Origin of the sequence: Acinetobacter sp. TGL-Y2, assembly GCF_001612555.1 — a bacterium.
Taxonomy (GTDB): Bacteria; Pseudomonadota; Gammaproteobacteria; order Pseudomonadales; family Moraxellaceae; genus Acinetobacter.
The window spans coordinates 2,898,482-2,919,543 of sequence record NZ_CP015110.1 but is presented as its reverse complement, the minus strand read 5'-3'; the positions used below and the strand labels follow the sequence as shown (position 1 = coordinate 2,919,543).

The following is a 21,062-nucleotide window of genomic DNA, read 5'->3' as shown; positions in this document are numbered from 1 at the left end:
CATGACTCTGCGTTTAAATGAACTAGCGCCTGCTGAAGGTGCTAAACGTGATAATCTTCGTCTCGGCCGTGGTATTGGTTCTGGCGTTGGTAAGACAGGTGGCCGTGGTCACAAAGGTCAAAAATCACGTAAAAGTGGTGGTACACGTCCAGGCTTCGAAGGCGGTCAAACTGCGTTATATCGTCGTTTACCTAAATTCGGTTTCACTAGCCAATTGGCTTTGAAAACTGCTGAAGTACGTTTGTCAGAACTTTCTAAAGTTGAAGGCGATATAGTTTCTCTTGAAACTTTAAAAGCTGCTAACGTTGTACGTAAAGATATGATTCGTGCGCGTATCGTTCTTTCTGGTGAAATCACTCGTGCATTCACTGTTCAAGGTGTTGCATTGACTAAAGGCGCTAAAGTTGCTCTAGAAGCAGCTGGCGGTAAAGTCGAGGAGTAATTGCGAGTGTCTATGTCTCCTAGTTCTACAGGTCATGTTAACATGATGAAAGGTCAGCCATTTCATGTGAAATACCGTGAAATAATTCGTCGATTAATGTTCTTAGTTGGCGCATTGGTTGTCTTTCGACTAGGAGCGCATATTCCGCTGCCAGGTATTGATAATGTCGCTTTAGAACGTTTTTTTAATGCAAACGAAGGAACTTTCCTTGGTTTGTTTAATATGTTCTCTGGCGGGGCATTGGAACGAATGTCCATTCTTGCGTTAGGGATTATGCCGTATATCTCTGCTTCGATTATCGTGCAGTTGATGTCTACGGTGGTTCCTTCGCTGGAAGCATTAAAGAAAGAAGGCGAGCAGGGTAAACGTAAGATTAACCAATACACGCGCTACGGCACGTTGTTTCTTGCAATTGTGCAAGGTATCGGAATGTGTGCGGGTCTGATCAGTCAAGGGATTACCTTTACTTCAGGTTTAGCATTTTTCATTCCAGCACTAACCTCGTTAGTTGCAGGTACCATGTTTTTAATGTGGTTAGGCGAGCAAATTACCGAACGTGGTGTTGGTAATGGGATCTCGATGATCATTTTTGCAGGAATCGTGGCGGGCTTACCAGGCATGGTTGTACAATCATTTACCCTTGTGGAAAATGGTCAGTCTAGCCTGATTGGAATCGCTATATTTGGATTATTATCTTTGGCTGTTTTAGCAGCTATTGTGTTTATTGAAAAGGCACAACGTCGCATACCTGTTAACTATGCTCAAAAGCAGCAAGGTCGCCGAGTATTCACTGCACAACAAACTCACTTGCCATTGAAAATTAACATGGCAGGGGTAATTCCAGCAATTTTCGCAAGTTCATTGCTTTTATTCCCTGCAAGTTTAGGTCAATGGTTGGGCAGTTCTGATCCAAGTGCAGGAATTGTAAAGCGTACACTACAAGATTTGGCATTAGTTTTATCGCCTGGACAACCGTTGTATTTGGTGCTCTTTGGTGCGTTAATTATTTTCTTCTGTTATTTCTATACGGCACTGGTTTTCAGTCCTAAAGAAGTTTCAGAAAACTTAAAACGCAGTGGAGCTTATGTACCTGGTATTCGCCCAGGTGAGCAAACTGCTCGTTATTTAGATCATATTCTTAGTCGTTTGACTTTTATTGGCGCGATTTATATTACAGTCGTATGTTTGATGCCGATGGTACTGCAAAGTTCTTTTGGTATTCCATTCCACTTGGGTGGAACATCATTATTGATTGTGGTTGTTGTTGTGATGGACTTTATGGCTCAGCTACAAGCCCATCTGACCTCTCGTCAATATGATAATCAAACGCTAATGAGTAAAACGACTGCTCATCCGAAGGGATAAGCGCACTTAGAGGTTTCATCATGAAAGTTCAAGCTTCTGTTAAGAAAATTTGTGGTAACTGTAAAGTTATCCGTCGTAATGGGGTTATCCGCGTGATTTGTAGCGCTGAACCTCGTCATAAGCAGCGTCAAGGTTAATCTGATCAAGACCTGTTGATTTCAGTAGGCTAATTAGGTTATTATCCGCCCCTCAAGATTTTGTCGGGCGGTTGATTATCTCTACCGCCTTTTTGGAGAAAGTGAATGGCTCGTATTGCCGGTGTAAACATTCCGGATAACAAGCATGCTGTTATCTCTCTTACGTATATCTTTGGTATCGGTCGTCATACTGCTAAGAACGTTTTAGCAGCTGTTGGTATCGCTACAACAACAAAGATTCGTGAATTGGATGACGCTCAGCTTGATGCGATTCGTGCAGAAATTGCTAAGGTTCCGACCGAAGGTGATTTACGTCGCGAAATTTCCATGAACATTAAACGTTTAATGGATTTAGGCTGCTATCGTGGTCTTCGTCATCGTCGCAGCTTGCCTGTCCGCGGACAACGCACCAAAACTAACGCACGTACCCGTAAAGGTCCGCGCAAACCTATTAAGAAATAAGATTTCTGGAAGCTAAAAGATGGCTAAAGATACTCGCGCACGCAAGAAGGTCACTCGTACCGTCTCTGAAGGTGTTGCACACATTCACGCTTCTTTTAATAACACCATTGTGACTATTACCGATCGTCAAGGTAATGCACTGGCTTGGGCTACCTCTGGTGGACAAGGCTTCCGTGGATCACGTAAATCAACTCCGTTTGCTGCTCAGGTAGCTGCTGAAGTTGCTGGTAAAGCTGCTTTAGACTACGGTTTGAAAAACTTGGACGTCCTTGTAAAAGGTCCTGGTCCTGGTCGTGAATCTGCGGTTCGTGCTTTAGGTGCAGTGGGTTATAAAATTAACAGCATTACCGATGTGACGCCAATCCCGCACAACGGTTGCCGTCCACCTAAAAAACGTCGCGTCTAAGGAGAATCATTCATGGCTCGTTATATTGGTCCAAAATGCAAACTCTCTCGCCGCGAAGGGACAGACCTGCAACTTAAATCAGGCGTTAAACCGTTTGATGTTAAGACAAAAAAACATGCGAAAGCTCCTGGCCAACACGGTGGAGCTCGTGGTAGTAAACAATCTGAGTACTCACTACAATTACGTGAAAAACAAAAAGTACGTCGTATGTACGGTGTGTTAGAACGTCAATTTAGTAACTACTACAAAGAAGCTGCTCGTGTTAAAGGCGCAACAGGTGAAAACTTGTTGAAATTGCTTGAAAGCCGTATTGATAACGTTGTTTATCGCATGGGCTTTGGTTCTACACGTGCAGAAGCTCGTCAGCTTGTATCTCACCGTAGCATTACTTTGAATGGTCGTCGTGTTAACATCGCGTCTATTCAAGTTAAAGCGGGCGATGTGATTGCAGTACATGAGAGCTCTAAATCTCAATTACGTATTAAAAACGCAATTGAATTAGCTGCTCAGCGTGGAACTCCTGCTTGGATGGAAATTGACCATACTAAGTTGGAAGGTACATTCAAATCTGCACCAGATCGTTCTGATTTACCTGCTGAAATCAACGAAAGCTTGATTGTTGAATTGTATTCTAAATAATCCTTGAGGTAGCAATAATGACGCGTACTGCAAACGAGTTTCTCACTCCGCAAGCGATCAAGGTCGAAGCGGCAAGCGGGACCTCGGCAAAAGTGATTCTAGAACCATTAGAGCGTGGCTTTGGTCATACTCTAGGTAATGCTTTACGTCGCATTCTTCTTTCATCTTTACCTGGCGCTGCTGTGGTTGAAGTTGAGATTGAAGGCGTCGAGCACGAGTACAGTACTTTAGAAGGCTTGCAGCAGGACATCGTCGAGCTCTTGCTGAACCTTAAAGGATTGTCTATTAAGCTGTTCGATCAAAATGAAGCATATTTGACGTTGGAAAAACAAGGGGCAGGTGACGTAACAGCAGCTGACCTTCGTTTACCGCATAACGTTGAAGTGATTAACCCTGAACATTTGATCGGCACGTTAAGTGCATCAGGCTCATTAAAAATGCGCTTGAAAGTTGTTCAAGGCCGTGGTTACGAGACTTCTGACTCACGCTTCCCAGAAGGCGAAACTCGCCCAGTGGGTCGTTTACAGTTAGATGCATCTTATAGCCCAATCAAACGTGTGTCTTACACAGTGGAAAACGCTCGTGTAGAACAGCGTACGGATCTTGACAAGTTGGTCATTGATCTTGAAACAAATGGTACTGTAGATCCAGAAGAAGCAATCCGTAAAGCGGCAACAATCTTGCAACAACAAATTGCAATTTTTGTTGATCTTCAGAAAGATCAAGCGCCAGTTGCTCAAGAACCTCGTGAAGAAGTTGATCCAATCTTGCTTCGTCCAGTAGATGATCTAGAGCTTACTGTTCGTTCTGCTAACTGTTTGAAAGCAGAAAATATTTACTACATCGGTGATCTTGTACAACGTACTGAAGTTGAGTTGTTAAAAACTCCTAACTTAGGTAAAAAATCGTTGACTGAGATTAAAGATGTTCTGGCATCGAAAGGCTTGCAATTGGGCATGCGTTTAGAGAACTGGCCACCGGCTAGCCTCCGCATGGACGATCGCTTTGCTTATCGTAGTCGTTAATTAAGTAGGACTATCACCATGCGTCATCGTAATAGTGGTGTGAAATTAGGCCGTACAAGCAGTCATCGTAAAGCGATGTTCCAAAACATGGCTAATTCTTTGTTCGAACATGAGTTAATTAAAACAACTGTTCCTAAAGCAAAAGAATTACGTCGTGTTGCTGAGCCTTTAATCACTTTAGCTAAAGTCGATTCTGTAGCAAACCGTCGTTTGGCGTTTGCTCGTACTCGTTCAGCTGTAACTGTAGGTAAATTATTTACAGTTCTAGGCCCTCGTTATAAAGAACGTAACGGCGGCTATCTACGTGTTCTTAAAGCGGGCTTCCGTGCAGGTGATGCTGCACCGATGGCTTACGTTGAGCTAGTAGATCGCGAAGTTAAATAATTCGCAAGAACAGCTTCAGTTGTTCATAAAAGGTCGGTTATTTTAACCGACCTTTTTTATTGTCTGACAAAAATGCAATATGACCCGAAATGATATAAAAAAAACAGGAAATTTTGAAACTTGACATTGTGTATTGTCAGAAATGTGCTTAAATAAAATGGTACAAATAACAGGTTATAAAAAGAAATGGAAAAGCACGTTGATATTCTCATTGTTGGTGCAGGTATCTCAGGAATAGGTATTGCTGCGCATTTATCTAAAAATAATCCAAATCGTCAATTCGAGATTATTGAACGTCGTAAGAGTTATGGCGGTACTTGGGATTTCTTTAAATACCCCGGTATACGCTCAGATTCTGACATGTCGACCTTTGGTTATAATTTTAAACCTTGGCAAAAAGCCAATGTACTGGCTGATGGCGCCTCGATTAAAGGTTATCTAGGTGAAGTAGTCGACCAATATAAAATAAAAGACAAGATTCATTTTGAACACCGTGTACTCTCTGCAAACTACGATTCATCTATAAAAAAATGGGTTGTGCAAATTGAAAATGCGGAGCAGAAGGCACAGACCTGGATTGCAAATTTTGTCGTAGGTTGTACGGGTTACTATAATTATGATCAAGGTTTCCAGCCAGATTTCCCCAATCAAGATGCCTTTAAAGGTCAAATCATTCATCCACAATTTTGGCCTGAAAATTTAGATTATGCAGGCAAGAAAGTCGTGATTATTGGCAGTGGTGCGACTGCAATTACGTTGGTGCCAGCATTGGCAAAAAGTGGTGTAGGGCATGTGACGATGTTACAACGCTCTCCAACCTATATTGCTTCTGTGCCTTCAATTGACTTTGTTTATAATAAGACCCGTAAATTTATGTCTGAAGACATGGCCTATAAATTTACCCGCGCTCGAAACATTGGGATGCAACGTGCGATTTTTGCGTTGTCGAAAAGTCAGCCAAAGTTAGTGCGACGTTTGTTGCTCAAGTCTGTAGAAGTGCAATTGAAGGGTAAAGTGGATATGAAGCACTTTACTCCAAGTTATGATCCATGGGATCAGCGTTTGTGTGTCGTTCCAGATGGGGACTTATTTAAAACTTTGCGCTCTGGTCAAGCCAGTATTGAAACTGATCATATTGAAAAATTTACGGAAACAGGTATTCAGCTTAAATCGGGCCAGCATTTGGATGCGGATATTATTGTTTCTGCAACGGGTCTTGAAATTCAGATCATGGGTGGAATTAAAGCATCTGTAGATGGGAAGCCTTTAAAAACCTCTGAGCACATGTTGTATAACGGCGTGATGGTCAGTGACGTGCCCAACATGGCGATGGTTATAGGTTACGTCAATGCATCTTGGACACTGAAAGTCGATGTTGTTGCAGATTATATTTGTCGTTTGTTCAAATATATGGACAAAAATGGTTTTGATGAAGTGATTGCACCAACTGATCATTCCGCTATTTTAAATGAAACAGTCATGGGTGAAATGAGCTCGGGCTATATTGCTCGTGCTGCTGATCAATTGCCTAAACAGGGCAGTAAAGCCCCTTGGATGGCAACCCATAATTATCTAACAGATCGTAAAGACCTTAAAAATGCTAAATTTAGTGATGGGGTTTTAAAGTTTTCTAAACTAGAAAAGCACGCAGAGCGTAAACCGAAACTGGTTTCTTAATCTATTTTCTATCTCTATAAAAAAGGAGCTTTTCGCTCCTTTTTTATGTCTTTGATATCATGAATCTAAACTGCGTTAAATCAAGTTTTAGACCATTTAATGAATGCTAGAGTGAACGTGAAATCAACTCTTTCATAATTTCATTGGTGCCTGCATAAATACGATTCGCGCGGTTATCAATATAGGCACGTGCAATTGGATATTCGAGCATGTAGCCATAGCCACCATGTAGCTGTAAGCATTCATCAACGACTTTTGAGAACATTTCAGAAATTTTATATTTAGCAGCGGCAGCAGCATCAACACCCAAATTCCCTTCGAGTTGCAATTCCATACATCGGTCTAAGTAGGTTCTACAGAAATCAATTTCGGTACGCATTTCTGCCAGTTTAAAGCGTGTATTTTGAAAACCACTAATGGCTTTACCGAAGGCTTTACGGTCTTTGGTATATTGCACGGTATGTGCAAATGCAGCTTCTGCGCCGGCTTGACAAATAATGGCAACCAACATGCGTTCCCAAGCCAATTCTTTCATCAGCATGATAAAACCCATCCCTTCCATACCGATTAAATTCTCTTTGGGAATGCGCACATTATCAAAGAAGAGTTCACAGGTATCTTGACCTTTCATCCCAATTTTATTCAGCGGTTTCCCTTTGGAAAAGCCAGCACGGCTCGCTTCAACAATAAACAGTGATAAATTGGCAGAGCCTTTTTCACTGTTACCGGTTTTGCACACCACAATCACCATGTCACATAAGTAACCATTGGTGATAAAGATCTTAGAACCATTAATCACATATTCATCACCCTCAAGCACTGCTGAAGTCCTTACTGCCTGTAGATCTGATCCAGTACCCGGTTCAGTCATCGCAATCGCAGTCACGACTTCACCACTTGCCATTTTAGGTAACCAATACTTTTTCTGCTCTTCATTGGCAAAATTGTTTAAGTAATTCGCCACAATGTCAGAATGCAATGAAAAGCCCGTTGATGAGTCCATCGCATAAGCTTGTTCTTCAATCAAAATCATGCTGTAGAGTCGATCTACCCCATAACCTCCATATTCTTCAGGCATGGTGGTACAGAGTAAGCCCATTTCACCAGCTTTGTTCCATAAGTCGCGATCAACATGTTGTTGTGTTTCATATTTTTCAATATTGGGAACGACTTCCTTTTGATAAAATTTTTGTACGGTTTCACGAAAAGCATTATGTTCAGCATTGAATAATTTACGAGGTAACATATTGGCTAAAGGGCGAATATTTGCTGATTGCATGGTGTTCAGATCCATTTGCGTTATTAGAATAGGTTGAAAATAAGCGATCTTTGCTAGGGCTTCAATGCGATGAATGCTCATTTGTGACTTGTAAATGATGTGTTTGGTCAGTCGCCAATTGTGATGCCTATAAATGGATTTCAAACACAACAGACTGTGCTTCGGTTAAACTAGGTCGAATATAAGCTTTGAAGATTAGGGGATAACAATGTTCGATGAATTAACACTTGAAGAACGCAAAGTGATCTATCGTGCGCGACGTGGTTTAAAAGAAATTGATGTCTATTTTGATCCCTATGTGAAGCACTATTATTTTCAAGCAGATGAACATGAAAAAGCCATGTTTGCAGAATTGGTAGAGCAAGAAGATCCTGATTTATTGGATTGGTTTATGGAAGTATCTGAACCACCACGCCCTGAACTGCGTGATTTCATCCATAAACTAAAAAACTATGTTCATGGTGAATGAGTGCTATAGCTTGAAACACAGTCGACTTTCGACTGTGTTTCAGTTATCGGTGTTAACATTAATTTCAGTTGTTCTTTTTTCCATATTACATTTAGCGGTCAGTATCTTGAGTGTAATATGTATGTCAGTGGTGTGGCTCTGGTTTAAACGCACAGCAAGATTGCGCTATTTACAGCACCTAGATCAGTCTGAATGGTCACTCAAATTTCAAAATCAAAGCACGGCCCAAAGGGTTCATTTGGAAAAAATGATTCAACATCATTTTTATGTGGTGATTTATTTTCAGAATAAAAAGCACAAATCAGTGCTGATTTGGAAAGATCAACTGGATGTGATCTCATGGAAAAGATTATTAACGCATTGTCATTTACATTAATAACACAATAAAAAATGGTTGAGATATTAGATCTGTTGCTTAAGTTGCAATGGCAGATTTATTCGCTTAACCAGTGCAGTAGTTAAGTTGATGCATAAACCGAATATTTTGCGTCTATTTAGCTAGCGCTCATTCAATATTTTGAATACTTTAATTTATGGATATTGTTCGATTTCACTTCGTAATTTTCTAATCACGCTATGGTCATTTTTTTTAACATCACATTGAGTGCTGTATTTTTTATGTAATAAAGCGTTCATAACAATTGATCCTCTAGAGCTAAATCATGACGATGGCCTGATTTCTTTTTTACTGATTTCGCTTTTGTTTAAATCGTAATCATTTCAGTAAAGATTTGCCGAGGCATGCTAATCAAGGGTTTCAATTCAGCATTTGAAAGGCAGTTTAATTTTCGATAACTCATAAAACTTATATGCAGGTGGTTTTGCTTTGATAAGGACTGTAGTGGTCAATACTGAATTTTTATAGTTTTTTAAAAAATATCAAAAAAAATGCAAAATAGTTTTTGATTGTCTGACAATTAAATCCATTTTTAAATTTTATTCCCGTACATTAAATATACCAACAGCGAATGAGAAATTTCAAATGAGCGAAATTCAAACGTGGTTGTTTCTAGTGGTTGCCGCAATTCTGGCGATTATAATAGGGAGACTAGGAACCGTGCTGAGGGAACGAATTGAACATAGAAAGAACACCCCAAATAAACTCTCCTGAGAGTTTACCTTTTAATAAGTAGCATGTGTCGAACCGTCGCAATGCTACTTTTTTTTGCTTAAAATTTGGATAATTTGATAATTGGGTCAATCTTTTATGATCCGATCAATGACAGACTCAAGACATGGAAATACAGGGAAGTCCTCTTTTATTCAGATATCGCATCTGATATTTTAATCGAAAAGGAAGCCACACAATTATTATTAGAGGACAGGAATCATGTCTAAAGTCCAAAAAATGGGTCAATTTATTTTTACTGTAGCACTTTCATCATCTGTTTTATCGGGTTGCTCCTATGTTGTAAAGTCTGGAGCGAACGTGGCGATAGGTTTTAGTGAAAAGCATATCGTACCCCCTATTCTTGCAATGGGCGATACAGACATGGCGTGTAATCAAGGGACGGCACTGACCCCTGCGATCATGGCCACCAAGGATATGGGTGCAGATCCCACACGTATGGCAGTTTTACTGTATTCGGCAGCTGGGATGTGTGCAGAAAACAATGCCTTAAATGCTGAGCTTCGTTATTTAAGAGCTTCGAAAGCAGGACAAGTCTCTGAAGCACAAGATGCACGCATTGAACAAAAACGCTGGGCAGCGATTGCATCTGAACGACAATATGCCGGTTATCAGCTTTTTGCAGAACGCTGGCAAGCCAAATATAAGTATACATTAGGAGATTCATGTCCGACCATGCGTAAAGACCTTGATCAAACGGTCTATATGTTGGGTATGCTCAGTGGTCTACAAGCCATGACCAATGACATTAATTCTGGCGGGCAGGTTAATGTGCCTAAAGATATTGCTGCGATCGTTGAACGCGGCATGGCGTGTTTAGACAACACCAAATTTTGGGGTGCACCAAATGCAACTCGCGCTGTAATTTGGACGTTGTTACCAGGTGCAGATGAAGGGAAACCAGACCCATACCAAACCCTCAAACAGTCTATGCAAATTGGTGAGCAAAAAGGTGTACGCTTATCTCATGCGCTGTATGCTGTGGCTGCACAAGCCAGTGGTGATGATGCAAAAATTAGGGATGCATTGCGCTCATATGCTGCATCTAGAGCAGAAGATAAACCTGTAAATCCTGAATTTCGTTTAATTGATGGTATGGCGGGACAAATGATTCAAGGTATAGCTGATCGTTATTGGACTGAAAATACCGGTGTTCGCGCCGCAGATGATGGGATGAGCCAGTTCTGGGATGAGCAAGGTGCGACGGGCGATGATGATTTGTTTCAAGATCTACCCGCAGCTGAAGCGCCTGCAGAAGAAGAGGCTGTCACTGAAGAGGCGGATAAGTAAGCTTTTTCTGACATCATTTATGAGTAGAATGATTGAATAAGAATAAACATACAAGCCAATGATAGATTATTAGTAGGTAAAAAATGAGTATTAACTGGCTCTTTTTTACCTCAACAAGGAGGCTTGAATGAAAGATCAGACTGTGGTGAAAAAAATACTCTTCATTGCTATTTGTATGAGTCTTTCTGCGAGCCTACAAGTTTTTCAAGAACTATTTATTTACTGGCGTTCGAGTTTCTTTGAAGAATTTTGGCGAGGATGGACGGCCCACTGGGTGCATGTGGGCTGGATTCACTATTTACTCAATATGATTGCATTTGCCTGTCTTCCATTCATCTTTTCGCATGCTCAAAACCGATATTTGGTCGCACTGCTTTTATTGCTACCGCCTTTAGTCAGCTTAAGTTTTTATTATTTTTATCCAAATGTTGAAGCATACGCAGGACTTTCTGGAATACTGCATGGACTGTATATTGCTGTATCGATCTATTTTGTACAGTTCAATAAAGAACGTAAATTCGCTTTACTGGTGATTGCATTGGCATGCGCCAAAATTGCTTGGGAAAATGTATTTGGTTCACTTGAAACTAGCCAGTTAATTGGTAGCCCAGTATTGGTTGAAGCGCACTTATTAGGTTCAATCTGGGGGGCAATATTGGCGCTAAGCTATCTTTGTTATCGTTTTCTTAAACAAAAGTCGTTGTTCAAAGTCTAAATCCTCTTTTTCCTATCTTTGTCCGCTTAAAAGTAAATCTGCTGTAACTCAAATTAAAACTCAATAAATGATATGTTGTTGCCTCTGCATTTTGGCAAATCACAGTGTGTATATCATTTAAATTTTAAAAAAAATTAAAGCCATCAAAATAAACTTTCAAAAAACGTGTACTTGCATTATCTTCAAACTTGAATTGAAAGTAGTTGAATTGGCATAATTTTCAAAAAAAACCAAAAATCAGTCATTTTCATTTAAAAAAAAATACGGCACATTGAATTGCGTCGAACAAATAATAGAATTAAGCAAAGGATTTTGCTGGAATTCAACATAAATACTGAGCTATCCCGTTGATGTATAGCGAAAATAAGACAATGGAATAACAATGCAAAAGCCAACACAAAAACGATCTGGATTAGGTCTGCTGAGTTATATATGGACTGAGTGGATTTCCGCATTTACGATTTTACTCCTCCTGCTTCTGACATTGATCATTGGCACAGGTGAAATGATCCATGGGCAGATGTTGCGCTTGGGTGAAAACTTGTATGGCGATCCAAAAACGGGTATGCAATATTCATTTTTGCGTGCAGAACCTCAAAAACCGACCTGTGACCGCAATCCAAACATCGATGTATTGGTACAAAATCAAATGCAGTCGAATGCCAATGATGAGTTTGCTGATATTTTCGGTACCACTTCTGAGGAGGATGTTCGTAAATCTGTGTTGGCGGGACAGCAATTGTGCGAAGAAAAATTCGCCTTTTATGATAAGTCGATGAAGTATTTGGATGAACATCCAAGTATTCGTCCTTATCGTGCTGTAGAAACCACGTTTTTTGGTATTTTCCAGTTCGGTTCAGACAATAAAGCCGTACTGCTGATTATTATGGTGGTTTTGGCCGCGATTACCGCGACCTTAAAGATTCATCATATTGGTCTGCGTGGTCCAAGCAGTCGATTGGATTATCGGGTTTATTCCATCTTTATGATTGTGGCAAATGGTTTTCTGACCAGTTCCGCCATCAGTCAATATCGTTCAGTTTTAAACTCAGGTGTTCCACCAACCCATGAGATGAACATTATTTATTGGCTATGGATGATCTTATTTTCAATCTTGACCTTGATCAGCTTGTATCAATTATTTGTTATCCCTAAGGAAGCCAAAGCAGAAGGAAAAATTGGTCTGGCATTATTGGCTGTACCTCTATATGCCTATATGGCAATTATCACGGGTTTTAATTTTACTTTCCTGATGGATTATCCAATGGGACAGGGGATTTACTTGGGGCAATTGGTCGAGTTTTCTTCCATCTTCTTGAATCTTGCCTTGTTTATTTGGGCCGGTATGTTGATGAAGCAGACCTTAATTGTTGACAAATTCCTGAATATTTTAAGACCTTGGAATTTAGCACCTGAAACGCTGACGTGGTTGATTCTTTTGGCTGCGGCTTTACCGACAGCATATACTGGGGCTTCAGGTATCTTCGTGATTGCAGCCGGTGCAATTATTTATAAGGAAGTCTGGAATGCTGGTGGTCGCCGTCAGTTTGCTTTAGCGACTGCCGCAATGTCAGGTTCATTGGGTGTGGTATTACGCCCATGCTTGTTGATTGTCGTGGTTGCATCACTAAATAAAGAAGTAACAACGGATTTACTCTATGAATATGGTTTGTATGTATTTTTAATCACATCGACCTTATTCTTGGTGGTGTCTTTATTCTTTGCTGAGCAAAAGTTCCGCATCGCATCACCTGCTGAAGCAATTCCAAATTCGTGGCGAGCATTATTGGCGGTGGTTCCTTATGTGATCGTATTCTTAATCGTATGGCTGTTTTATAAGTATGCGCTGAATACCAATTTAAACGAATTTACTGCACCCGTCATGATGCCGATTATTCTATTAATCATGGTGCTCTATGAAAAGTTACGTCATGAGCCTGCACCTTTGGCTGCTGTCGGGCATTGGGATACCCAGTTAAACCCTAAAAATCATGGTGCTGTAGAGCAGAGCATACTGGAAAAAGAAGCTGCACGAGCACATGTGACGCCGGCGCAGATAATAGCGCAAGACAGTCCTGAAAATCCTGAACGCAAAGTGAGTTTTTGGAAATCCATACATGTATCTGCCAGTGAAACAGTCGGTCATATCGGTGCTTTAGTGATTCTGATGGCATTGTCCGTCAGTGTCGGGGGGTTCCTTGAACGTATTGAGCTGATGGAGATGTTCCCAACCGATATTAGTAACATCTATATCGTGATTAGCTTGATTGTCGTGGTGATGATCTTTGTGGGAATGATCATGGATCCATTTGGCGCCGTCATCTTAATTTCTGCAACCGTTGCACCTGTGGCCTATGGCTATGGTATCGACCCAGTGCATTTCTGGATGATTGCCCTGATTGGATTTGAGCTTGGCTATGTGTCGCCACCAGTCGCGCTGAACCACTTACTGGCCAGACAGTCGATTGGTGATGAAGAAGTGGCAGCAGCAGATGCTGAAGTCAAACATATGTCTTTCTATTATCGCTATGAACGCTGGATTCTACCGCTGATTGTGATGTTCCCAGCTATGCTGATCATCGCTTACTTGCCTTATGTGTTTAAACTCTTCGGTTGGTATCACTAGTGGGTATTAGACAGTAATGAACCATAAAAGAACACCTTCGGGTGTTTTTTTATGGTTCTAAATTTTTGTAGTATTGACCGGGTTTGAGTGTGATGCTAAATGGAAAACGTAAGCATATCTGTCTATCTATACACTGATGCTAAATAGCTTTAAAAGTGGCACAGATCTACACGACCAAAAAAGCCAACTCAGAGAAGTTGGCTTTGATGATTCATTTATTTGAACAAATAAATAATCAAACTTTGAAGAAAATTAATTTCGAACGCTAAGCTGCTCTTCTAAGAGTTTGATCTGTTCTTCTTTCAGCGCAATCAACTGATCCGCATCAGACTGCTGAGCTTCGAGTATTTCATGTTGTGCTTGTAGTTGTTGCTGTAAATCATTCAGTTTGACAATTTCCTCTTTAGCGAAAGTCGCATTGTGAGGAATTTCATCTTTTAAGAGGTTGTCAGACACTAAAGCATTGGCATCAGTTAGCGTATCCAGCGCTATTGTAGCTTCCGAAGCTGATTCAAGTGCAACGTTTGGTAAAGTCGAAGACACTGTACCACTTACTGGTTCGGACGTTTCAATACTTGCTGTCTCTCTAGAATGATCTTTGGAACTCATCCATAGAAATACCACAGCCAAAGTCACAATAATGACCAAGCCTGCAACAATGATCCACATCAGTTTTGAATTATTGCTGTGATCCAACACCATACGATTTTCCTAAATTATTTAGGCTGACGCGGTTTGAATTGAATGACCCCAACCTCATCAGGTACAGCAGGTTCTGTAGGCTCTTCGACATGCGTCGGACGGTTTTCAGAATAACTGCACTCGATGCATTCAATCCATTCGGCATCACCAGAGGTGAGCATGACGATTCGATCCATAGTTTCACATTTAGGACATTTTGCACCTGCAATGAAACGACGCTTCATGGTCATAAACTCACTCTAAATCAATTAATGGCGTTAGTTTAAGCGCTTTTATTGGTGTTCGTCCAACCTTGATGACGTAACAATGCATCTATTTTTGGCTCGCGACCACGGAAATTGATAAATGCATCAAGTGCTGTATCTTTTCCGCCAACTGCTAGAATAAATTGACGAAACTCTTTTCCAGTCTCTGCATTAAAAATACCTTCATTTTCAAAGCGATCAAATGCATCACTGGCCAAAACTTCTGCCCATTTATAGGAATAATATCCAGCGGCATAACCGCCCGCGAAGATATGACTAAAACTGTTTTGGAAACGGTTGTAGGACGTGGTCGGAACAACAGCATATTGTTTGCGAATATCATTCAGCATGTGTTGAATTTGATCTGCATTGAGCGCTGGATTTTGTTCATGAATATTAAGGTCAAACAAGGCAAATTCAATTTGTCTTAAGGTTTGCATGCCTGATTGGAAGAAGCGGGCATCGAGTAATGCTTGGAGTAGATCTTCAGGAAGTGACTGTTTTGTTTCGATATGTTCACTAATTAACGCCAAGCTTTCATGATCCCAAGCCCAGAACTCCATAAATTGACTTGGCAGTTCCACAGCATCCCATGCAACGCCGTGTGTACCTGCAACCGAGATGTTATCGACCTCAGTTAACATATGGTGTAAGCCATGACCAAACTCATGAAAGAGTGTCACGACTTCATCATGAGTAAGTAATGCCAGCTGATCACCCACAGGTGGTGTGAAATTACCCACCATATAGCAAATCGGTTTTTGTAGACCGTCATTGGTTTGCATACGAGAGCGGAAACCACTCATCCATGCGCCACCCCGTTTTCCGCTACGTGCATACAAGTCAAAGTAAAAACCACCGATCACAATACCTTGGTCTTCTAACTCATAATAATGCGCATCTTTATGCCAAAGCGGTGCTTCACGTTCAATCACTTCAATGCCATAAATACGCTTCACGATACTGAATAAACCTTGAATCACTTTAGGCGTCGGGAAGTAAGGTTTGAGAGCCTCTTGAGATAAATTGAACTGTTGAACTTTTAATTTTTCCGAATAATACGTCGTATCCCAAGGTTTCAGCTCAGAAATGCCGTGGTCTGCCGCCATAGTTTTGAGTTGTTCAATTTCTTGTGTAGCAGGTGTCCGTGCATGTTCTGCTAAATCGACCAAAAATTGATTTACTGCAGCAACATTCGGCGCCATTTTACTCGCCAGTGAATAAGCAGAGAAATTATCGAAGCCCAAAAGCTGTGACATTTCTTGACGTAAGCTCAGAATTTCTTCCATCACAGGCGTATTGTCAAACTCAGGTTGCGCTGATTGATCTGAGGCACGAGTGGTATAGGTTTTATAGAGTTCTTCACGTAATGCACGATCTTCCGCATAGGTCATGATCGCGATATAAGATGGCATATCTAAAGTGGCAACAGCTTGGTCAAGTTCGCGTTGCTGACCATATTGTTTTAACAGCTCAATACTGCTGTTTGGTAAACCTTTGAGTTGACCTTCATTTAAAGGTTTAAAGTAAGCTTGTGTGGCATCTAACACATGGTTTGAAAAGTCAGAACGGAGCTGTGACAAACGTGCCGAAATCTCTGCATAGCGTTTTTTCGCATCACCTTCTAACGCCACCCCTGAAAGTTTGAAATCACGCAGTGCCAGTTTAATCGCACTTTGCTGCTCTGCTGGAAGCGTAGAAAAAAGGGTAGCATCATGCACATGTTGATAAGTTTGATACAGCGCCGTGTGCTGACCGAGCTGGGTATAATACTCGCTTAAACTCGGTAACAGTGCTTGGTAAACTTCACGTGTCTCAAGATTGTTCATCACAGCATTTAAATGTGATAACACGCCCCAAGATTCACTCATTTGGTTTTCTAGGGTATCAATCTGTTCTAAAACTTGAAGTTGCTGTTGAATGCTGTCTGGCACGTGTTGTAATTCAGCAATAAAGGTTTGACCATTTTCAATGGCTTTTTGAATGTCTGATTTGAGTTGATCTAAAGTGACTTGATCAAATTGTGGAACGGGCAAGGTTGCCTTTTCTAAAGTCATGGATATATGCCAAATCGTATTGTGTATTAATACTAGATGTAGGGGTATTGGCTGACGAAATCAAGCTTATTTGAGTTTTTAAGACATGTTTTTATCAAATCCATTATTGATTGGATTGTTTCTTGGCTGAGTATCTAATTGAACCTTTTGATTTGAACGTAGAGACTATTAATATGTTTTAAAACTAAGCCTTGAGCACATACATAAAAAAGAGCGCCGAAGCGCTCTTTTAACTACTTACGACTCTAAAACCTTAATCGATTTTCGCCTTTGCATTGGCTTTTTTTTTCTTCGCCTTTGCTTTTTTCTTGGCTTTGTCTTTGGCTTTTTGCTCAGCAGATTTCACCACAGACTTTTTCTCAGTTTTTTTTGAAAGCTCAGTCGACTTTACTTTCGGTTTCTTTTTGCGAACAGGACGTTCACCCGTTTCAGTTTCAACAGCTTTGGGGCGTTCATCAAAAAGCTTGTTAAAGACTTCTTCTTTGGTGATTGGTCGCGGCTGAGCGACACGGGGCGCACGGCTACGAATTGCACGTCCAGCATGTGATAGTTGCTGAACCAATTCGAAATCGATCTTACGGTCGTCTAGATTGACTCCAGCTACCTTGATTCGAACTTGATCGCCTAAACTAAAGCTTTGTCCACGATTTTGACCGACTAAGCTTTGGCTGGCTTGGTCAAATACGAAAAAGTCATCGCCAAGTTGGCTGACATGCACCATACCATCGACATACAAGTCTTTGAGGGTGACAAACAAACCAAATTCAGCAGTGGCACTTACAATACCGACAAACTCCTCACCAATATGCTGCTGCATATAGTGACATTTCAGCCAGGTAGTGACTGAGCGTGAGGCTTCATCTGCACGGCGTTCTGTGGCAGAGAAATGTGTGCCAGCCTCTTCTAAAGCACCGCCAGACAGTGGAGATGGCTTTTGTTGTAAATGTGCTTTAATGGCACGGTGCAACAACAAGTCAGGATAACGACGAATAGGGGAGGTGAAATGCGTATACGCATCATATGCCAAACCAAAGTGACCTGCGTTGTTCGGACCATAATACGCTTGCATCATGGAACGCAATAAAACAGCATGGATGCTTGGCGCATCAATACGATCTTTGGTTGCTTCAATCACCGCTTGGTAATCTTTTTGCGTTGGTTGCTCGGGGAATGGTAAGCCCAATAACTTGACATAATCACGGACTTTTAGAATACGTGAAAACTCAGGTGGCTCATGCACACGGTACAGCATCGGAATTTCATTTTTCAATGCATATTCAGCAGCGGCCACGTTGGCAAGTAACATACATTCTTCAATGAGCTTATGTGCTTCGTTACGACTACGCGGCAGAATTTCTTTAATGCCGCCCAAGTCATCAAACGTCATATAGGTTTCAACGGTTTCAAATTCCATGGCATGACGTTCAGCACGTAAGCCTTTCAGCACTTGATACAGTTGGAATAAGGTATTTACAGACTTACGAACCGCACGATCTTCTGGAATCGCATTGCTGTCACCATCAAGATATTCAGCCACTTGAGTATAGGTCAAACGGGCTTTTGAATGCATTACAGACGGGTAGAATTGATAGCTGGTCACTTTGCCTGAACGGGATAAATTCAAATCGCAGACCATGCATAAACGGTCAACATGCGGATTGAGTGAACATAATCCGTTAGACAGTGCTTCAGGCAGCATTGGCAGTACAAAATGCGGGAAATAAACTGAGGTACCACGTTCTTTGGCTTCTTCATCTAGCGGTTTATCAACCCGGACATAATGACTCACGTCAGCAATTGCAACGACCACACGGTAACCACCGCCAGAACGTTTTTCTGCATAGACAGCATCATCAAAATCGCGGGCATCTTCGCCGTCAATGGTGACCAGTGCTAAATCACGTAAATCGATACGACCTTCGCGGTCTTTTTCATTCGGTTCTTTAAAGCTTTCAGCATCCTTAATCACGTCATCTGGAAACTCAAACGGTAAACCATATTCTAAAATGGTTTGAGGAATGATGATTTCCGTGTTGGCTTTGTCTGCCATCGACTGAATGATATGACCTGTTGCGAATTCTTCACGGGTAGGGAAGTCATCAATTTCAACACGGATTGAGTCACCTACTTTGACTTTGGCATGCTCAATCAGTTCTTTTTCTAAAGTAATCGGTTGATGTGCATTGGGATTTGCAGGTTGAATAAAGTATTCACCTTCATATTCAGCCAATTTACCAATGATTTGCTTGATACGGCGCTGGGTCACTTGAGTAACAAAACCCCAAGCTTTACCTTTGCGGTCAATTGAGGTTTGTTGCACTTTAACGCGGTCACCGTGAAACACTTGGCGTAATTCGCGTTCAGGCAACAACATTTCTTCTTTTTTGCCATCGAGACTGGCAACACCTAGACCTTTATTGTTGATATAGATTGTTGCATCATGTACGGGTTGATCTGTCATGAGCTGGAATTTGTAACCATCTTTCATGAGCTGACCATCACGTACCATTGCGCTTAAGCGATGGCTTAAGGCTTCAATACTTTTTTGATCGGTAATTTCAAAATGTTCCACTAGATCAGCATGAGATAGTGGCTGTTTTTTATTCTCAATCGTTTCTGTAATGAGAATACGACTCGGAATAGGATTATCGTAACGTTCAGCTTCCGCTTTAGCTTCAGGATCGACCCAATTTTTCATAATGTCTTTGGCTTCATGTAGAAGATAGGATTAGCATAAGTCATGCAGCGCCAGACTGCACGTAAATGATTGCAATAATGTGTTTAAGCCAAGATTTTAACCGATGCCAGCGCATAACGATGCCTTAGAAGTCATTTTTTTGAACTGAAAAAACTTAAAAAAGCCGGAAATCGTATAAAAAATAGATGATTGATCAAATTTGCCAGTTTTTTTCCAATTCTGACTTGAACAGTAGGGGCGAAGTTTGTATTATGGCGACTCGTTACGGTGAGGTGGCCGAGTGGCTGAAGGTACTCCCCTGCTAAGGGAGCGTGGGTCTTAAAGCCCACCGAGGGTTCGAATCCCTCCCTCACCGCCAACGAATAATTTGAAATGCGCTCATAGCTCAGCTGGATAGAGCACTTGGCTACGAACTAAGGGGTCGGGAGTTCGAATCTCTCTGAGCGCACCAATCAAATTAATCGTGATGTAACGACAGTCGAAAGACACTCAAGTACGCGCTCATAGCTCAGCTGGATAGAGCACTTGGCTACGAACTAAGGGGTCGGGAGTTCGAATCTCTCTGAGCGCACCAACTTGAACATCGCGAGATGTAAAATTAAATTAAACCGCACATGTTGCGGTTTTTTTGTGTTTTAGATTTAGTGTTTATTTTAAAGTGATGACCATTGCATAAAACACAATAAATAAATTCAAGTAAATAGTGGTTTTAATAATGAATGATTTTAGTTGATTGGCGCTTTGCGTAAATTTGAAATGCCATAATAAAAAAAATAACAATCAATACGCTGATAAATATCAATAGCAGCCCTTCATCCTTGTTTCTGTAGGATCGATTAGGCGGCACATAATAGTCCTGAAACAATTGTGATTGCTGATTTTCATCGACGTATTCAATGTGTTTTAATTTAATCGCGCGAATGTCGAGGTGTGGAAGATGTCTTGCAACATAAAGAACAACACGTCGAACTTCGATCTGCTGATGTGCAAGCTTCAAGCAGAGTGATTCGAGCCGAGAATTACATTGAAAACTTGCAAGAGGTGTTTGAGATTCGTCAGCATAAACTTGAAGTAGCCATTCAGTCTTCCCTTGTAAAACCTTGAGTTCCGCTTCGGTTTGATCAAGCTGAAGTTCAGACCACTCGGCATTCATAAGTGCATTCACTTCCTGTTGTTGTATGTAAAAGGCATAATGCAAGCAAGCCCAAAGCATAAACATCAATAAATAGTCTGTGAAAATATGCGATGTGGGAGTAAGGCTCATATTTTGAAGTCAAATCGCTATTTTTTTAATAGTTTAAAACGATAAGTGATT

General features: G+C 41.1%; 19 protein-coding genes, 3 tRNA genes and 2 pseudogenes. 18 read left to right on the top strand and 6 right to left on the bottom strand.

Going from position 1 to position 21,062, the window contains the following annotated elements:
- Position 1 precedes the first annotated feature (1 nt).
- The 9 genes from rplO to AMD27_RS13940 all read left to right on the top strand — a co-directional run bounded on the left by rplO (position 2) and on the right by AMD27_RS13940 (position 6,537).
- Positions 2-442 carry a 50S ribosomal protein L15 gene (gene rplO, locus AMD27_RS13980; protein WP_067661613.1) on the top strand — a complete coding sequence of 147 codons (441 nt, stop codon included), beginning with the start codon at positions 2-4 and terminating at the stop codon, positions 440-442.
- A 45-nt stretch (positions 443-487) separates the two neighbouring features.
- The gene (gene secY / locus AMD27_RS13975; RefSeq protein WP_171254865.1) at positions 488-1,807 is read left to right on the top strand and encodes a preprotein translocase subunit SecY; all 1,320 of its coding nucleotides are present in this window, start codon (positions 488-490) and stop codon (positions 1,805-1,807) included.
- A 20-nt stretch (positions 1,808-1,827) separates the two neighbouring features.
- Entirely contained in the window at positions 1,828-1,944 is a 117-nt protein-coding gene (gene rpmJ / locus AMD27_RS13970) for a 50S ribosomal protein L36 (protein WP_039619814.1), read from the top strand.
- Positions 1,945-2,049: 105 nt separating this feature from the next.
- Entirely contained in the window at positions 2,050-2,406 is a 357-nt protein-coding gene (gene rpsM / locus AMD27_RS13965; protein WP_067661608.1) for a 30S ribosomal protein S13, read from the top strand.
- A gap of 19 nt (positions 2,407-2,425) precedes the next feature.
- The gene (rpsK, locus tag AMD27_RS13960) at positions 2,426-2,812 is read left to right on the top strand and encodes a 30S ribosomal protein S11 (RefSeq protein WP_004281491.1); all 387 of its coding nucleotides are present in this window, start codon (positions 2,426-2,428) and stop codon (positions 2,810-2,812) included.
- 12 nt (positions 2,813-2,824) lie between these two features.
- Complete coding sequence (gene rpsD / locus AMD27_RS13955) at positions 2,825-3,451, top strand: 30S ribosomal protein S4 (RefSeq protein WP_067661606.1); 627 nt, start codon at positions 2,825-2,827, stop codon at positions 3,449-3,451.
- A 17-nt stretch (positions 3,452-3,468) separates the two neighbouring features.
- Positions 3,469-4,476: a DNA-directed RNA polymerase subunit alpha gene (locus tag AMD27_RS13950; RefSeq protein WP_067661604.1), complete on the top strand. Its 1,008-nt coding sequence runs from the start codon at positions 3,469-3,471 to the stop codon at positions 4,474-4,476.
- 18 nt (positions 4,477-4,494) lie between these two features.
- Positions 4,495-4,860 carry a 50S ribosomal protein L17 gene (gene rplQ / locus AMD27_RS13945; protein ID WP_067661602.1) on the top strand — a complete coding sequence of 122 codons (366 nt, stop codon included), beginning with the start codon at positions 4,495-4,497 and terminating at the stop codon, positions 4,858-4,860.
- A gap of 186 nt (positions 4,861-5,046) precedes the next feature.
- On the top strand, positions 5,047-6,537 hold the full coding sequence (locus AMD27_RS13940) for a flavin-containing monooxygenase (protein WP_067661600.1): 1,491 nt from the start codon (positions 5,047-5,049) through the stop codon (positions 6,535-6,537).
- Positions 6,538-6,643: 106 nt separating this feature from the next.
- On the opposite strand, the gene AMD27_RS13935 is transcribed toward AMD27_RS13940, so the two are convergent.
- On the bottom strand, positions 6,644-7,816 hold the full coding sequence (locus AMD27_RS13935; protein ID WP_067663044.1) for an acyl-CoA dehydrogenase family protein: 1,173 nt from the start codon (positions 7,814-7,816) through the stop codon (positions 6,644-6,646).
- Between the two features lie 208 nt (positions 7,817-8,024).
- Between AMD27_RS13935 and AMD27_RS13930 the strand changes: the two genes are divergently transcribed.
- The 6 genes and pseudogenes from AMD27_RS13930 to AMD27_RS19415 all read left to right on the top strand — a co-directional run.
- On the top strand, positions 8,025-8,285 hold the full coding sequence (locus AMD27_RS13930; RefSeq protein ID WP_067661598.1) for a succinate dehydrogenase assembly factor 2: 261 nt from the start codon (positions 8,025-8,027) through the stop codon (positions 8,283-8,285).
- A 106-nt stretch (positions 8,286-8,391) separates the two neighbouring features.
- On the top strand, positions 8,392-8,661 hold the full coding sequence (locus tag AMD27_RS13925; RefSeq protein WP_150115784.1) for a hypothetical protein: 270 nt from the start codon (positions 8,392-8,394) through the stop codon (positions 8,659-8,661).
- 954 nt (positions 8,662-9,615) lie between these two features.
- The gene (locus tag AMD27_RS13920; protein WP_067661593.1) at positions 9,616-10,704 is read left to right on the top strand and encodes a hypothetical protein; all 1,089 of its coding nucleotides are present in this window, start codon (positions 9,616-9,618) and stop codon (positions 10,702-10,704) included.
- Positions 10,705-10,831: 127 nt separating this feature from the next.
- Complete coding sequence (rrtA, locus tag AMD27_RS13915; protein WP_067661591.1) at positions 10,832-11,419, top strand: rhombosortase; 588 nt, start codon at positions 10,832-10,834, stop codon at positions 11,417-11,419.
- Positions 11,420-11,801: 382 nt separating this feature from the next.
- Positions 11,802-13,400 (top strand): annotated as a pseudogene (locus AMD27_RS13910) (hypothetical protein); the annotation flags it as partial.
- Between the two features lie 93 nt (positions 13,401-13,493).
- Positions 13,494-14,045: pseudogene (locus AMD27_RS19415) on the top strand (TRAP transporter large permease subunit); the annotation flags it as partial.
- Between the two features lie 252 nt (positions 14,046-14,297).
- Here AMD27_RS19415 and AMD27_RS13905 read toward each other — a convergent pair.
- The 4 genes from AMD27_RS13905 to rnr all read right to left on the bottom strand — a co-directional run bounded on the left by AMD27_RS13905 (position 14,298) and on the right by rnr (position 19,750).
- The gene (locus AMD27_RS13905) at positions 14,298-14,747 is read right to left on the bottom strand and encodes a hypothetical protein (protein ID WP_067661587.1); all 450 of its coding nucleotides are present in this window, start codon (positions 14,745-14,747) and stop codon (positions 14,298-14,300) included.
- A 14-nt stretch (positions 14,748-14,761) separates the two neighbouring features.
- Positions 14,762-14,971, bottom strand: a complete 210-nt coding sequence (locus tag AMD27_RS13900; RefSeq protein ID WP_171254864.1) for a YheV family putative zinc ribbon protein — start codon at positions 14,969-14,971, stop codon at positions 14,762-14,764.
- Positions 14,972-15,009: 38 nt separating this feature from the next.
- Positions 15,010-17,064: a M3 family metallopeptidase gene (locus AMD27_RS13895; RefSeq protein ID WP_171254863.1), complete on the bottom strand. Its 2,055-nt coding sequence runs from the start codon at positions 17,062-17,064 to the stop codon at positions 15,010-15,012.
- 238 nt (positions 17,065-17,302) lie between these two features.
- Positions 17,303-19,750, bottom strand: coding sequence for a ribonuclease R (rnr, locus tag AMD27_RS13890; RefSeq protein ID WP_212846470.1), 2,448 nt, complete (start codon positions 19,748-19,750; stop codon positions 17,303-17,305).
- Between the two features lie 263 nt (positions 19,751-20,013).
- Here rnr and AMD27_RS13885 point away from each other — a divergent pair.
- The 3 genes from AMD27_RS13885 (at position 20,014) to AMD27_RS13875 (ending at position 20,321) form a co-directional block, all read left to right on the top strand.
- Positions 20,014-20,105 (top strand) — tRNA-Ser (locus AMD27_RS13885).
- A 16-nt stretch (positions 20,106-20,121) separates the two neighbouring features.
- A tRNA-Arg gene (locus AMD27_RS13880) sits at positions 20,122-20,198 on the top strand.
- Positions 20,199-20,244: 46 nt separating this feature from the next.
- Positions 20,245-20,321, top strand: a tRNA-Arg gene (locus AMD27_RS13875).
- A 135-nt stretch (positions 20,322-20,456) separates the two neighbouring features.
- Here AMD27_RS13875 and AMD27_RS13870 read toward each other — a convergent pair.
- Complete coding sequence (locus AMD27_RS13870; protein WP_150115783.1) at positions 20,457-21,011, bottom strand: hypothetical protein; 555 nt, start codon at positions 21,009-21,011, stop codon at positions 20,457-20,459.
- Between the last annotated feature and the right edge of the window lie 51 nt (positions 21,012-21,062).